Source organism: Streptomyces sp. NBC_01750, from assembly GCF_035918095.1.
Taxonomy (GTDB): domain Bacteria; phylum Actinomycetota; class Actinomycetes; order Streptomycetales; family Streptomycetaceae; genus Streptomyces.
The window spans coordinates 8,590,561-8,605,561 of record NZ_CP109137.1 but is presented as its reverse complement, the minus strand read 5'-3'; the positions used below and the strand labels follow the sequence as shown (position 1 = coordinate 8,605,561).

At 66.6% G+C, this 15,001-nt stretch carries 7 protein-coding genes and 6 pseudogenes; 6 read left to right on the top strand and 7 right to left on the bottom strand.

What is annotated here, in order from left to right; translation table 11 throughout:
- Positions 1-202 precede the first annotated feature (202 nt).
- Positions 203-1,287 (bottom strand): IS630 family transposase gene (locus OG966_RS41055; protein ID WP_442806793.1). Its coding sequence is split into 2 segments (ribosomal slippage): positions 203-762 and positions 762-1,287, totalling 1,086 coding nucleotides; the frame shifts between segments, so codons are not numbered across the junction.
- Positions 1,288-1,466: 179 nt separating this feature from the next.
- On the opposite strand from OG966_RS41055, the pseudogene OG966_RS38760 reads away from it, so the two are divergent.
- Positions 1,467-2,661: pseudogene (locus OG966_RS38760) on the top strand (IS110 family transposase).
- 18 nt (positions 2,662-2,679) lie between these two features.
- Here the strand turns inward: OG966_RS38760 and OG966_RS38755 are convergent.
- The 3 genes and pseudogenes from OG966_RS38755 to OG966_RS38745 form a co-directional block, all read right to left on the bottom strand.
- Positions 2,680-3,026, bottom strand: a pseudogene (locus OG966_RS38755) (transposase); the annotation flags it as partial.
- Positions 3,027-3,340: 314 nt separating this feature from the next.
- A pseudogene (locus OG966_RS38750) lies at positions 3,341-3,562 on the bottom strand (transposase); the annotation flags it as partial.
- 342 nt (positions 3,563-3,904) lie between these two features.
- Entirely contained in the window at positions 3,905-5,335 is a 1,431-nt protein-coding gene (locus tag OG966_RS38745) for a YVTN family beta-propeller repeat protein (protein ID WP_326654807.1), read from the bottom strand.
- Between the two features lie 598 nt (positions 5,336-5,933).
- Between OG966_RS38745 and OG966_RS38740 the strand changes: the two genes are divergently transcribed.
- A protein-coding gene (locus OG966_RS38740) for an IS5 family transposase (protein WP_406730098.1) occupies positions 5,934-6,808 on the top strand; the annotation gives its coding sequence in 2 pieces (ribosomal slippage) (positions 5,934-6,323 and positions 6,326-6,808; 873 coding nt in all).
- Between the two features lie 154 nt (positions 6,809-6,962).
- On the opposite strand, the pseudogene OG966_RS38735 reads toward OG966_RS38740, so the two are convergent.
- The 3 genes and pseudogenes from OG966_RS38735 to OG966_RS38725 form a co-directional block, all read right to left on the bottom strand.
- Positions 6,963-8,198, bottom strand: a pseudogene (locus OG966_RS38735) (IS701 family transposase).
- 135 nt (positions 8,199-8,333) lie between these two features.
- Positions 8,334-8,452: pseudogene (locus tag OG966_RS38730) on the bottom strand (IS5/IS1182 family transposase); the annotation flags it as partial.
- A gap of 120 nt (positions 8,453-8,572) precedes the next feature.
- A complete protein-coding gene (locus OG966_RS38725) occupies positions 8,573-9,739 on the bottom strand; it encodes an RNA-guided endonuclease InsQ/TnpB family protein (protein ID WP_326654806.1) in 1,167 nt (388 codons plus the stop codon).
- 27 nt (positions 9,740-9,766) lie between these two features.
- On the opposite strand from OG966_RS38725, the pseudogene tnpA reads away from it, so the two are divergent.
- The 4 genes and pseudogenes from tnpA to OG966_RS38705 all read left to right on the top strand — a co-directional run.
- Positions 9,767-10,177, top strand: a pseudogene (tnpA, locus tag OG966_RS38720) (IS200/IS605 family transposase); the annotation flags it as partial.
- Positions 10,178-10,637: 460 nt separating this feature from the next.
- Positions 10,638-10,967, top strand: a complete 330-nt coding sequence (locus OG966_RS38715; RefSeq protein WP_326654805.1) for a hypothetical protein — start codon at positions 10,638-10,640, stop codon at positions 10,965-10,967.
- 433 nt (positions 10,968-11,400) lie between these two features.
- On the top strand, positions 11,401-11,778 hold the full coding sequence (locus tag OG966_RS38710; protein ID WP_326654804.1) for a DUF2267 domain-containing protein: 378 nt from the start codon (positions 11,401-11,403) through the stop codon (positions 11,776-11,778).
- A 686-nt stretch (positions 11,779-12,464) separates the two neighbouring features.
- Positions 12,465-14,996, top strand: coding sequence for a Pls/PosA family non-ribosomal peptide synthetase (locus OG966_RS38705; protein ID WP_406730235.1), 2,532 nt, complete (start codon positions 12,465-12,467; stop codon positions 14,994-14,996).
- Positions 14,997-15,001: the final 5 nt, after the last annotated feature.

Here is a 15,001-nt window from a genome sequence, read left to right as displayed (position 1 = left end):
AATTACCTTGCGGGTCATACCGGAACGTCAGCGCCAGCCTGACAGCAGCCCAACCCGGGCCGCAGGTCGACTATCACAATTACCTTCTTCGTGGCCTCGCAATGAGGCTCACGGTCTTCGGCCCCGGTATGACTTGAGCCCCCAGTCGAGATGATCGAAAAGGTGGTGTCGTCGGTGGTCGAAGGCATTGGCAGACCGCTGATTACTGAACTTGCTGGCGTGATGTCGTCAAGGTGAGGCCGGTTTCAGCGAGGCATCCATCGACGAGGTTGCTGCGGTACTGGATCTCGCGGAGGCCCTGCCGAAGAACGCGCATCAGGTGGTCAGGGTCGGTGAAAGCGGTGTTGGCCTGGCTGCTGCGTCGCAGCAGTGACCAGATGCCCTCGACAGGGTTGAGGTCCGGTGCGTAGGCCGGCAGGAAGTAGCAGGTGATCCAGTCGTGGGTGTCGATGAACTCCCGCAGCCGGGCGTCTTTGTGCACGTTCAAGTTGTCCCATATGAGTACGATCGGCGCGCCGAGTTGTTCGTGGGCGGCGGTCAGCAGGTCGCGGTAATCGGTCCAGGCGAAGCTGCGTCTGCCGCCCCGCTTGTGATCGGCGTGCCGCTTGGGCCGATAGATCAGGCGTGAGCGTTCACCCTGCTTGTAGCAGACCAGAGCGGCGATGGAGAAACGGCGCTGGGAGCGTCCCCGCACCCGAATGACAGGTGTGTGTCCGCGCCTGGCCCAGGTGCGGACGGTGGGCGGCGTCATCGAGAACCCGGCCTCGTCTTCGAAGCACAACCAGGCCCCGAGCGCCGCCACGGCGTTGCCACCTGGGGCCAGGTCTCCTTCACCCAGCCGGTGACGACTTCCTCGTTGCGCTCCACCGCACGGCGGGCGGGGACCTGGTGCCTGAAGCCGTGCCGGTGCAGCAACTGCGCGATGGCTGACAGCGTCATGCTCTTGTGGAACCGGCGCCCGATCAGCGTCTTGATCCGCGCCAGCGTCCAGGTCTGATCCGGCCAGCCGTGCGCTGCAGGCCCCTTGGCCAGCTCCTGCTCGAGCACCTCAAACAGTGCCTCGCTCAGCCTGGGCCTGGACGCCGGACCCTTCGACTCCAAAGCTGACGCTCCGCCGTGCTCCCATGCCTGGTGCCATCGTTGTATCGACCGCAGGCTGACACGTAACTGCTTGGCGACTATGGCATTGTCGTGTCCCAGGGCGAATAACTCGGCCGCCTGCATCCGGATGTGCTCGCGAAACTCTCGTCGCTCCGCGGTCAGCCCGCCCCCTTGCGGATACCTCATATGACCGGCCTACTGCGGCAACCACAGCTTGTCACCCCCGCGACATCACGCCAGCAAGGTCAGTAGAGGCACGAGCGCCGATCCCCTGACAGGGGCGAGGCAGTCTCTTCGTAACGTGGATGCCGGCACGCTGATGCCGCAGGTGAGGCCGGGAAAGCGCGAGCACTGGAGCGACGGGCGTGACGGACGAAACCGTTATAGGTGTCTATCTTGGCCTGGATGTCGGCAAGGGTGAGCACCACGCCACCGCCCTCACCCGCGCCGGGAAGATGGTGTTCGACAAGCCGCTGCCCAACAGCGAGCCGAAGCTGCGGGAGCTGTTCGAGAAACTGCGGGCCAGGCACGGAAATGGTCGTCGACCAGCCGGCCTCCATCGGAGCCCTGCCCCTGGCGGTCGCCCAGCAGGCAGACTGCCAAGTCGCATACCTCCCCGGGCTGACGATGCGGCGAATCGCCGATCTGTATCCCGGCGAGGCCAAGACCGATGCCCGCGACGCGTTCGTCATCGCGGATGCCGCCAGAGCGATGCCCCACACCTTGCGGACTATCGATCCCGCTGACGAGACGGTCGCCGAGCTGGCCATGATCGCGGGGTTCGACGACGACCTCGCGGGCGAGTCCACCCGGATCGCCAACCGGCTCCGCGGCCTGCTCACCCAGATCCATCCGTCCCTGGAACGAGTCCTGAGCCCGCGTATCCAGCACCCGGCTGTGCTCAGGCTGCTGGACCAGTTCGGCTCCCCGGCCCAGATCCGCAAAGCGGGAAGGCGACGGCTGGTCACCCTGATACGTCCGAAGGCACCGCGGATGGCAGAGCGGCTGGTCGAAGACATCTTCACCGCACTCGACGAACAGACCGTCGTCGTCCCGGGCACTGACGCAGCCGCGCTCATCGTCCCCAGCCTCGCCAGTTCCCTCCAGTCCGTTCTTGACCAGCGCAAAATCCTTGCCGCAAGGATTGCGGAACTCCTGGAGGCCCACCCTCTTTCCCAGGTCCTGATCTCCATGCCCGGCATCGGGGTCAGGACCGCAGCCCGCATCCTCATCGACGTCGGTGACGGCAGCGGCTTCGCCACCGCAGGACAACTCGCCGCCTACGCCGGCCTGGCACCCGTGACCAGAAACTCCGGCTCCTCCATCCGCGGCGAACACCCCTCGCGACGCGGCAACAAACAACTCAAACGGGCCTTCTACCTTGCCGCGTTCGCCTCGCTGTCCCAACCCGAGTCACGCGCCTACTACGACCGCAAACGCCGCGAGGGGAAACACCACATCGCCGCCCTCACCGCACTGGCGCGACGCCGCATCGACGTCCTCTTCGCCATGCTCCGCGACGGCACCTTCTACCAACCACCTACGCCAGCTACGACTTGACGAAAGCCATAGAGGCACCTTTTTAGCGCGGACATGGGCGGAGTCGAGGACAGCGCGAGAGAGGTCGATCAAGTCCTGTTCGTCCAGGAGTTGGAGGATCTTCTGGTGCAGCTGCCCCAGACCCCCGCACGGGACCAGATGGCAAACCGGCGATGCACGGTCGACTTCGACGCTCCAAAGCAAGGAGGCAAGGCCCGCCAGGCACAGCCGCTGACCAGTACGTAGATGATCGCGGCGAAGACCGCCTCGTCATCGATGTTCGGGACGCCGCCGCCCTGCGGCCGCACGCGCGCCGGCGGCAACAACGGCCTGGCGATCTCCCATAGCCCCTCCGGAACGATCCATCCCCACCGTCCACTCCCCATGCCCAGAACAACTGCCAACTCACCAGTAGGACACGGTCTAAGCCGTCGCAGGGTGCGGCGTCGGCGTCAGGTATCTTTCCGACGGACTCGACCTTCAGTCTTCTGGGAATTAGGGTTCAGGCAATCCAGCTTTCACCGTGTCACGCGGGTCCCGCGATACCCCGTCTCCGATACCTGAGCCCGGTTATCGCTTTCCTGGCATGCTGCGGCCCCATCACCCTTTCCGGATTAGGTAAGCCATTGGACCCAAGAACCTCCCTCCAAGTTCATCCCGACTGAATCGGGGGTACGACAAGGCGCCTCATGGCGCACTGCCACCGGTCGGCGACCTGCACCGCGTCGGGCAGAGCGCTGCGGATGGCCTCGGCGTACGTGGCTGAGCCGTCGCGGCACACGTCCTCGACGCCCGGACCGTCGCGCAGCCACGCTTCCAGCGTGTCGGCCGTGCGGTCCAGCAGCACGTCGATCCGCTCATGGGTCTCGGCGTCGATCACCACGGTGGCATAGCGGTGCCGCCGGCGCAGGGCAAAATCGTCCGGGTCACCTCAGATACGGGAGCGTCGCGGTGTCCGGTCTGGTGTAGAAGTCGGCCAGGAGCTCGTGCCGGACTCGGACTGGAGTGGACAGCACCGCAGGCAACGGCGCAGTAGCCGGGGTACAGGGGCGGCAGGGTTCGGTCCGGTACGCAAGGGCGGCGGATGTCCGGGGGAGAGCGCTCCCCAAGCACCCGCCGGCCACCTAAAGAAGGATCATACGATACGTCCGAGTTTCCAGGACCGACAGGGGGTGGTTGATCGCCCCGGTTGCCCCGTGGGCCCACGTGGCCGCACGCGAACGCCCCGGCCAGTGGCCGGGGCGTTCGTCGTGCGGCTCACGTGCTACTGCTGGTGTGGGCCGGGACGGTGGCCGTGGTCGGGGCGGCCGTGCGGCGGCTTGGGCTTGGGGGCCGGCTTGGGCTCGGCGCGCTTGACGTTGGTGGTCGCGGTGGCGGTGCTGGTGGCGGTGGCGCCGCCTCCCGTGACCGTGGCGGTGTTCGTGACCTGCCTCGGCGCGTTGGGGGCGATGTTGACTGTGAGAGTGATCGGCGGGTAGCTCTCACCGGGGTCGAGGGCGCCGGTCCGGGTGCAGGTGAGGGTGGCGACGACGCAGGTCCAGCCGGTACCCGACAAGCTGACCGCCGTGAGGCCGGTGGGAAGGGTGTCGGTGAGGGTGACCGTGGTGCCGTCGGTGGCCGCGTCACCGCTGTTGGTCACGGTCAGCGTGTACGTGCCCTGGCCGCCGGCGACGAACGTCCCGCCGACGGTCTTCAGCAGCGTGAACGCCGGCGCTGTCGGAGCGGCCACGACCGCGATCGCCACCCCTGTCGGCTCGGTGCCGACGGGGACCGTGTCCACCACCGTGTTGGTGGCGGTGTCGATCACTGACACATCGGCGCTGGTTTGGCCGGTGACGTAGGCGCGGGTGCCGTCCGGGGTGATCGCCACCCCGATGGGGTTGTCGACGACGGGGATGGTGGTGATGACCGTGTTGGTGGCGGTGTCGATCACCGAAACGGTGTCGGATGAAGTGTTGGTGACGTAGGCGCGGGTGCCGTCCGGGGTGATCGCCACCTCTTGCGGAACGTTGCCGACGGGGATGGTGGTGATGACCGTGTTGGTGGCGGTATCGATCACCGACACATTATTGGTGTTTCGGTTGACGACGTAGGCGCGGGTGCCGTCCGGGGTGATCGCCACATCGAGAGGGACGGTGCCGACGGGGACCGTGTCCACCACCGTGTTGGTGGCGGTGTCGATCACCGACACCGTGCCGTCGTTGGCGTTGGTGACGTAGGCGCGGGTGCCGTCCGGGGTGATGGCCACCCCGAACGGGCGGTCGCCGACGGGGATGGTGGTGACCACCGTGTTGGTGGCGGTATCGATCACCGACACAGTGTCGCTGATTTGGTTGGTGACGTAGGCGCGGGTGCCGTCCGGGGTGATCGCCACCCCGACAGGGTCGTCGCCGACGGGGATGGTGGCGATGACCGTGTCGGTGGCGGTATCGATCACCGACACAGTGTCGCCGTTTCGGTTGGTGACGTAGACGCGGGTGCCATCCGGGGTGACCGCCACCGCGCGCGGGAGGTCGCCGACGGGGATGGTGGCGACCACCGTGTCGGTTGTGGTATCGATCACCGACACGTTGTCGCTGACGCTGTTGGCGACGTAGGCGTAGGTGCCCGGCGGCACGGCATGGGCAGGCTGCGGGGCCACTACGGGCAGCGCCAGTCCTGCCACCAGGACCAGACCGGCTACCAGCGCCCGCATCAGCCCACCCCACCGCCGCCGACGACCCGCGCAGGGAGCCGGTGTCACGGGGGACATGCCGTCCCTCATCTCGGTATGACTGGTTGTCACGTATTCCTCCCAAGCAGTTCCGAAGTATCGGAACTGCGTCAGTGCTTTCAGGAGTGATCAGATCGAAGAGATAGTGACACCCGCCACAGCCGTCCACTCAGCGGCACGCCCGTGACTTCTGCGGCTGCGCGAAGCCAGCCACGGGCCCGGCGGCGAATGGCCAGCCCTTCGCACGTATAGAGGAGCAGGCACGGCCTCTGTTCGACCACGTTGCCGGGCGGCGGACCTTCCCATTGCGACCCTCGCCGAAAGCCGCACGCGCCCGCAGCACCACCCATGCCAAGGCGCCGACTCCGCAGCAGAGGCCATCCGCAGCACCAGCTCCGGGCACCACCGGGCAGCTCCCCGCCAGGGTCCCGAGGTTCCCGGGCCGCGGCGTGGCCGTAGCAAGTAGGCGGCCCCGGTCCCCGCGGTGGCCGGGGCCCGCGGCATCGACGTCGGCCCTGGCACGAACCTCTACCTAGGGTCTGTTGCGAAAGTGGATCTTGATCGGTGATGATCATGCGTTGTGGCGCGTGGAGATCTGACAGATGCACAGTGGTCGCGGCTGGAGCCGCTGCTGCCGATGGGCAAGAAGGCCGGGAGGCCGCCGGTTTGGACCAGGCGGCAGCTTATAGACGGCATACGGTGGCGGACGCGGGCGGGAACGCCGTGGCGGGATGTGCCCGAGCGGTACGGGCCGTGGGACCGGGTCTACGACCTGTTCCGCCGGTGGCAGCGTAACGGCACCTGGCACCGGATTCTGGAGCAACTGCAGGCCGATGCCGATGCGAAGGGCCTGATCACGTGGGACGTCAGCGTGGACTCCACGGTCTGCCGTGCTCATCAGCACGCCGCCGGGGCACGTAAAAAGGGGACCTTCAAAAGGAACCGCCCGGCGGCTTCGTCACCGAGCCCGACGACCACGCCCTCGGACGTTCCCGCGGCGGTCTGACTACGAAAATCCACCTCGCCACCGAGCAGGGACAGAAACCACTGTCACTGCTCATCACCGCCGGCCACCGGCACGACAGTCCCTACTTCCGCCCGGTCCTGGAGAAGATCCGAGTACGCCGTCCAGGCCCCGGACGGCCGCGAACCAGACCTGACAAGGTCCGGGGCGACAAGGCCTACGGATCCCGCGCCAACCGCGCCTACCTGCACGGACGCCGGATCGCCTGCACCATCCCGGAGAAGGCGGACCAGATCCGCAACCGCAAGAACCTCGGCTCCCGCGGAGGCAGACCACCGAAGTTCGACAGGGAAGACTACAAACAACGCCACGCGGTCGAGTGCGGCATCAACCGCCTCAAGAGACATCGCGCAGTGGCAACGAGGTACGACAAACTCGCCGTCCGCTACGAAGCCACCGTGCTGGTCGCAGCCATCAACGAATGGCTTTGACCAGCACTTTCGCAACAGGCCCTAGTAGTGCTTCGTTAGGTCGGGGGCTGTCTTCTTCTGCTGGGTGTGGTGGGTAGGGGGCGTCCGCAGGTGGTGCAGGTTCCGGCCCAGCACCGCAGGAGGTCCTGGATGGCGTCGAGGACGTGGTAGAGAGTCACGCCGGTGTATGGGCTTTTGGGTGGAGCCGGTGGAGGGTGAGGAAGGCCTGGGCGGCGGTGACCAGGGTGACGTGGTGGTGCCAGCCCCGCCAAGTGCGGCCTTCGAAGTGGTCCAGGGCCCAGGCCGTGCTTGAGTTCGCGGTAGTCGTGCTCGATGCGCCCGCATCTTCGCCCACCGCACCAGATCCTCGATCGGTGTGGCGGCGGGCAGGTTGGAGGTCCAGTAGCCGGTCGGGGCAGTCTCATCGGAGGGCCACTCCACCAGCACCGTCCGGACCGGCAGGACTCCGTCCCACTCGTAGTGACCGCCGCCTGTTTCCTGGGCGGCCCGCAGGGCCTGCTTGCCCGCCGGCCGCACCCTCAGCAGGGCAAAACGTGACGTCATCGGGCCCTTGCTGCCTTCACGCCAGGTGACCTCGGCATAGCGGGAGACCGGTAGTTCGGCCGCAAGGCGGGGCAGAGACCGTGGCGAGGTGCGATAGCGCGGCAGCGTCGGCGGCCCGAGCCCGGCATAAGCCGGTTGGTGCGGCTCGGCTGCCTCCGGGTGGGCGACCTCCTTGCCCGTCAGCGCCACCACATAGGACAAGCCCCGTTCCTCCAGGGCGAGGCGGAACGGCGTGCTCGCTCCGTACCCTGCGTCGGCCACCACCACCCGAGCGGTCAGCTGCCAGTCGGCGAGCGTGTCCAGCAGGCCAAGCGCCAGACGCCACTTTTCCTGGTGTCCGACCCCGGCCGGGACCCCGGCTGCCCGGCAGCGGGCCGGGTTGTCGGTCCATTCCCGGGGCAGATACAGCTGCCAGTTCAGGGGGGCAGGAAGCGGTGTCGGTGGCCGCGTGGACGCTCACCGCGACCTGGCAGTTGGCCCGCTTGCCCACCGCTCCGCAGTATTGGCGGGCCACCCCCACCGACCGGGTGCCGCACTTGGGGAACGACACATCGTCGACCACCCACACCTCAGGCGTGATCAACCCGGCCAGGCGTTCAGCGATCCGCCGCCGCACCGGCAACGGGTCCCACGGCGACTGGTTCACGAACTGCTGCAGGGCCTGCATGTTCCCGTCCGGCAGCCGCTCGGCCATCGGCTGGATCGACTTGCGCCGCCCATCCAGCATCAGGCCCCGCAGATAACACCCGCCCCACCGACGCTGATCCCGCCGCGTGAGCGAGGCGAACACATCAGCAACGAACTCCGATAACTCACCCCGGAGCCGTTCCACCTCCCCAAGCCTCATCCCTTCACCATGCCCCCGACCAGCCAAGATCGGCAGACCTCACGAAGCACTACTAGGCCGTTTCGTTTGGATCACCGGGCGGACCAGAGGAAGATGCCCGCGACGTGCAGTCCGGCCAGGTAGATGGTCGCGCATGGTGAGGTTGCGGAAGCGTTTGTAGCAGCAGAGGGCGGCTGCGAGCCCGAGAAAGGCCAGGTAGTTCCCCGGGTGCCGCTCGTAGCGTGGTTGAGTCTGCGGTAGCCGGTCAGCCAGGACGATGGGTCGGCCGCGCGGCGAGGTGTCTGCCCTGGCAGACCCTTTTCCGCGCGGCCCGCCGAACCGGACGTGATGGTTTCCCGATCATCCGGCTCTCCAGTGACTACAGCGTGAGCGAGTCAGGCTGCTCGCGCAGGACACACGGCGCCGTTGCGGCGATCTGCATTTCGCATACCTCCAGGTGGCGACGATTCGGCGGCGTTGCGGCTTGCGTTGTGGTCGCGGTCGTGCACGGTGGCGCACGCGTCGCACGTCCACTCCCTAACGTGCAGGGGCTTGGGGCCGTCCCGGGATCCGCAGGCCGAGCAGACCTGCGAGGACGGGAAAGCACGGTCCACCTTGGCGAAGGTGCGGCCGTGCCTGACCGCCTTGTACTCCAGCATGCCGACGAACGCCGACCACCCCGCGTCGTGCACGGACTTGGCGAGCCGGGTGCGCCCGAGGCCGGACACGGCAAGGTCTTCCACATACACCGCTTGGTTGTCGCGAATGATCTGCGTGGAAGCCTTGTGGTGGAAGTCCCGGCGCCGGTCCGCCACCTTGGCGTGCCGGCGTGCGACCTTGAGGCGGGCCCTGGCCCGGTTCTTCGACCCCTTGACCTTGCGGGACAGCTCCCGCTGAAGGCGCTTGAGCTTCTTCTCGGCGCGGCGCAGGAAGCGGGGGCTGTCGATCTTGCTGCCGTCGGACAGGACGGCGAAGGCGGACAGGCCGAGGTCGACACCGGCGTCGGTCTCCAGGCCGGGGAGGATGTCCGGTTCGGTGTCCACGACGAAGCTGAGGAAGTACCGGCCGGAGCTGTCCTTGGTGAGGGTCAGGGACGTGGGGGCGGCCGGAAGCCGGCGGGACCACTTGGCCTTGAGGTTGCCGACCTTGGCCACGTACACCGTGCCGTCGTCCTGGAGGGAGAAGGCGTTGGTGTTGAGGCGGACCGACTGCCGGGTGTCTTTCTTCGATTTGTAGCGGGGAGGGCCGACCTTGCGGCCCTGCCGCTTGCCTTTGACCGAGTCGAAGAAGTTCTTGTAGGCGGTGTCCAGGTCCCGCAGAGACTGTTGCAGGACGACCGCTGACACCTCGGCGAGCCAGCCGCGTTCCTCGGTGCGCTTGGCCTGGGTGATGCGCAGCCGGGACAGCTCGGTCGACTTCACGTACGGCAGTCCTGCCGCGTGCGCTTCCTTCCGGTCGCGCAGGCAGTCGTTCCACACCACGCGGGCGCACCCGAACGCACTTGCCAGCGCCCGGCGCTGGGAGGCGTCCGGGTAGGCCCGGTAGTTGTAGCGGAGCTGCACACCTCAGATCCTACGACGATTGGTCTCATGGATAAGGAGAACGACTACAGGCATGGCAGGCACGTCGCTTCGGCCATGCAAGTGCACTTGGTCTTCGTGACGCAGTACCGGCGTGGGGTGTTCAACCACGAGATGCTGACACGCTGCGAAGAGATCATGCGCAAGGTCTGCGAGGACTTCGAAGCGGAGCTGAAAGAGTTCAACGGCGAACGCGATCACGTCCACCCGCTGATCAACTACCCGCCCAAGGTCGCCGTCTCGAAGCTGGTCAACAGCCTCAAGGCTGTCTCCGCCCGCCGGATACGGCAGGAGTTCACCGGCCGGATCACCCGCGCCATCATGCACGGGCACCTCTGGTCACCCTCGTATCTCCCCGCATCGTGCGCCGGAGCACCATTGGCCATCGTCCGCCAGTACATCGAACAGCAAAAACGTCCGCTCCAAAGTACACGTCAGAGCAGCCTTGAGAGGCATTCATCCCGGCTTGAACGCCCGGGCTTTCCGCAAGAGTCTCGGTAACGGCGAATCCGAGGTGGCTGCCGACACATCGGCGGCCACGTTCCGGGGCCCGCCCCGTGAGGAGCGGCCGAACGAGGCCGTCGTCCCGGCGATGCGCCAGGGGCGGCCGAATGGGTGAAGCTGGCATTTTTTAGGCGTTTGATAATTGACGCTACATCAGACAATGGCAATTCTAAGGCGCACCCAAGAAGTCACTTGTATGAGGGGAGGAAGAATGTTTTCCGTTTCAAAATGGGGCGTGGTGGCGGCAACGGCGGTCTCGCTGGCAGCTCTCGGGAGTTCTGCCTCTGCATCCCATGACCCGTACCCCCTGGAATGGGGCGTGGGCAGAGGGTACACAGAGGCAATCCGCCTGACGTCGACGAGCACGGGAACCACGATGGTCGACAACGGTCCGTCCGGACCCGGGATCGGCGATCAGATCATCTTCACCGCGAACCTCTTCCGCAACGGTGCCGGTTACGGCACCGAAGGGGCGCAGTGCACTCGAGTGGCAGCAGCAACCACCCTCTGCTCGGGCACCTTCAGCCTTCCCCGCGGACAGGTGTCATGGCAACACCTGAAGACCAGCCCCATTGGCACGCCGCCCAGCGACTTCGATATCGCCGTCACCGGCGGCACCGGTGCGTACGCCACTGTCCGCGGCTACGCTCACATCGCCCGCACCGCCGAGTCGGGCGGCGCCTTCACCCTCTTTCTCCTGCACTGACCCCTCTCGTCAGTAGCGAGAGCACGACCTGGCGCGCTCATCGCCGCTGCCTGCCATTCTCGCCCTTTGTCCACGTGTGCGAAGAGGAGCCGTGCCCGCGGCGGTGCTCAGGGACGAGCGCGAGCCCACACCGGGTGCAGTCAGTGCTCGCTTGCGTACAGTGGGTGGCCGGCAGCGGGTGAGAGATCGCCGTTCTCATCCCCGAGGCCGAGCCCGGCATCACCACGAGACCCTCCCGAACCAGCCCGGCTTTCTGCTGGCCACGGTCCTGCCGGCGCGCACCGATGTCGTCGTCTGTATGACGGCGTACCGCCTCCGCCAGTGATCCGGATCCTTCGGGGGGGTCACGGGCGTCGCATGCGGGATGTGTGCGTGGCAAGGTGGAATGTGAGGTAACCCCTCGCCCATCCCTCGATTCCGATGAGGAGGCCGCATGGACGACAAGGAGTTCTTCCTGGCAGTGGCGGATCGCACGGGACTCTCGCGACAGGAAGCGGCCGATCTCACTCGTGCCACTCTCGAGACGCTCGCACGTCGTCTCAGCGACGGCGAAGCCCGTGATCTGGCCCTCGAACTCCCCGAGCCTCTGCGTGACTCGTTCAACCGAGGACGGGGAGAGATGGAGACCTTCGGGCCCGATGAGTCGATCCGCAAGGTGCGCGGGCGCACCGGCCTGTCCGGTCCTGAAACCGCCAGCGGCGTCCGGGCGGTCTTCAGCACTCTGCAAGAGGCCATCTCTCACAAGGAGTTCGAACACGCCATGTCGCAGCTCGGCAAAGAGTATGCGCAGCTGGTGGAGTCCACCAGCTGACGGGTCCTTCCTCCTCAGGTGGTCCTTTCTCCGCGGTGGTCTTTCCTCCGTCTCCGCGGTGGTCTTTCCTCCGCGGGCGGCCCGCCAGCCGCTCCAGCGGGCCCAATCGTGCAGTCAGCGCGACCCCGTGCAAGGGGCGCGGACTTGACGCTCGATCAGGCAGCACTGGCGATCCGAGTAGACGCGTCCTGACGGCCCGCATACCCGCCGTGATACACCCGTCCATCTGAGCCGGCGCCTGCGCGGCACCGATGCAGTGGTGGTGTTCCCGCGCGGAGCGAGTTCGTCGGACATGAAGCCGATGAGGATGACCAATAGCAGCGTGGCTCGCGCCGGCCCTGTTTCTCCCCTAACGCTGCCGCTCTTCCCTTGTGGGGCATGCCCAAGCGGTCGCCACGACCGGGCCGTCGGTTGTCCATTCTTCGAGATGTGGACCGACATGTGAGATAAGTACCGAAATGCGCAATCTCTGTAGCCACGTGCGTCGAATAACAAGTGATGACATCCGTCTGTGGCTCGCGTCGAGCATCCACGGGACCGGGTCGGGGAGTCCCCCCACCCGCTCGCCGTCCATGCCCGCAACGCTACCCGCCGTCGCACGCTGTGACCTTGCCGGCGTGCAACGACGGGGCCCGGCACATGGGCCCGTGGTGGGCCGGTGACCGCAACTTCTCCAGGGAGCAGACATGCTCGGAAACCCGGTCGAGGCATTGACCTCCGACCAGGAAGAGTCCCCAACCGTCCGGGTCGGGTATGACGAACCGGCCGCTGGTACCGAGAGGATCCTCGCCGAGATGCTCGCTGACGTCGTTCGCGTCGAGCAGGTGTCTGTCGACAGCCACTTCTTCGACGATCTGGGCGCCGACTCGTTGGTGATGGCGCATTTCTGCGCGCGGGTCAGGAAGCGTACGGACCTGCCGTCGGTATCGATGAAGGACGTCTACCGGCATCCGACGATCAGGAGCCTGGCGACAGCGCTGGAGGACTCGGCGCCCGCTACCCCGGTCGAGCCCTCGGCGCCGGTGTCGGGGGCCCCGGTGTCAGCGGCCCCGGCGGGGATGCCCGCGTACGTTCTGTGCGGCGCCCTGCAGCTCCTGACCTTTCTCGGGTACTCCTACGTCGTCGCGGTTGTCACAGCTCGGGGCTACGAGTGGATCTCCACCGGGTCGGGCGTGTTCGGCGCATATCTGCGATCGGTCATGTTCGGCGCTGCAGGCCTTCTGGTTCTGTGCGCCCTTCCGATCCTGGTGAAGTGGGCCCTCATCGGTCGGTGGAAGCCCGGGGAGATCCGCATCTGGAGCCTGGGGTACGTCCGCTTCTGGATCGTCAAGACGCTGATCCGGTCGAACCCACTGGTCCTGTTCGTCGGTTCGCCGCTCTACCTGCTCTACCTCAAGGCGCTGGGCGCGAGAATCGGGCGAGGGGTCGCGGTCTTCTCGCGGAATGTACCCGTGTGCACCGATCTCCTCGTCATCGGCGACGGCACAGTCATCCGCAAGGACTCGTTCTTCAACTGCTACCGGGCTCACGCAGGCCTGATCCAGGTGGGCGCGGTCAGCCTCGGGAAGGACGTGACCGTCAGCGAGGCCACCGTGCTCGACATCGAGACTTCGCTGGGCAACGGTGCGCAGATCGGCCATGCCTCCTCCCTGCACAGTGGTCAGGCTGTGCCTGACGGCGAGCACTGGCACGGGTCACCCGCGCAGCCCACCGAGGTGGAGTACCAGGTGGTGGGCCCGGCCGCCTGCGGTGCCCTGAGAAGGGTGGCTCACAGCGTCCTGCAACTGCTGGCCGTGTTGCTCGTGTACGTACCGCTGGCGGTCGGCGGATTGGGCATCCTGCTCGCTGAGGCGCCGCAGCTCAGAGCGGTCCTGGAACCCGGGCCTGCGGCCCTCACCGGCCGGCCGTTCCTCCTCGACGCCCTGACGGCTTCCGCCGTGCTCTATTTCGGCGCCGTGCCCTTGCTCCTCATCGTCCTGGCCACTGTTCCCCGCCTGCTCAATCGGGCCATCACACCAGGCAGGGTCTATCCCCTGTACGGCTTCCACTACGGAGTGCACCGGGCGATCGCGTTCATGACCAACAGGAGGTTCCTGACCCGCCTGTTCGGCGACAGCTCCGGCATCGTCCACTACCTGCGCTTCCTCGGGTACGACCTCTCCAGGATCGAGCAGACCGGGTCGAACTTCGGTACGGAGGTAAGACACGAGACCCCGTACCTCAGTTCCGTAGGGAGCGGAACGATGGTCGCCGACGGCCTGTCGATCGTCAACGCCGACTTCTCGAGCACCTCCTTTCGCGTGTCCCGCGCCTCGATCGGAGCGCGCAACTTCCTCGGCAACAGGATCGCCTACCCCTCGCGGGGCAGGACGGGCGACAACTGCCTCCTCGCGACGAAGGTCATGGTCCCGGTCGACGGGGAGATCCGGGAAGGGGTGGGGCTTCTCGGCTCGCCCAGTTTCGAGATTCCGCGATCGGTGCAGCGGGACAGTACGTTCGACGGGTTGAAGAGCGGCGAGAAGCTGCGCAGCCGCCTCGCATCCAAGAACAGGCACAATGCCGCCACCATGGGGCTGTTCCTGCTTGTGGGATGGATCTACTTCTTCGGTGTCACCCTGCTCGCCTCGGGCGCCTCGGACCTCTACACCTCCTTCGGTGCGTCGGCGTTCGCGCTGGCATACGTCCTCGTATTTCTGTTCACTGCCGTGTACTTCGTGCTGGTCGAACGTGCCGTCACGGTGTTCCACCCCCTGGGCCCGCTGTTCTGCTCGATCTACGACCTCCGCTTCTGGCGGCGTGAGCGCTACTGGAAGGTGCCGTCGGAGACGTATCTGCGGATCTTCAACGGCACCCCGTTCAAGAACGTGATCTGGCGGCTGCTGGGTGTGCGGCTCGGCCGCAGGGTCTTCGACGACGGCTGCTATCTGACGGAGCGGACGATGGTCGCCATCGGCGACGGCTGCACGCTCAACGGGGGAAGCGTCATCCAGTGCCACTCTCAGGAGGACGGCGCCTTCAAGTCCGACCGCAGCACGATCGGCTCCGGCTGCACCCTCGGGGTCGGTGCTTTCGTTCACTACGGCGTGACGATCGGCGACGGCGCAGTGCTCGCCCCCGACTCCTTCCTCATGAAGGGCGAGGTCGTCCCGGAGCAGGCGCGGTGGGCGGGCAATCCCGCCCGGCAGATCCCCCGGAACAGCGGCCAGGAGCGGGAGTAGACCAC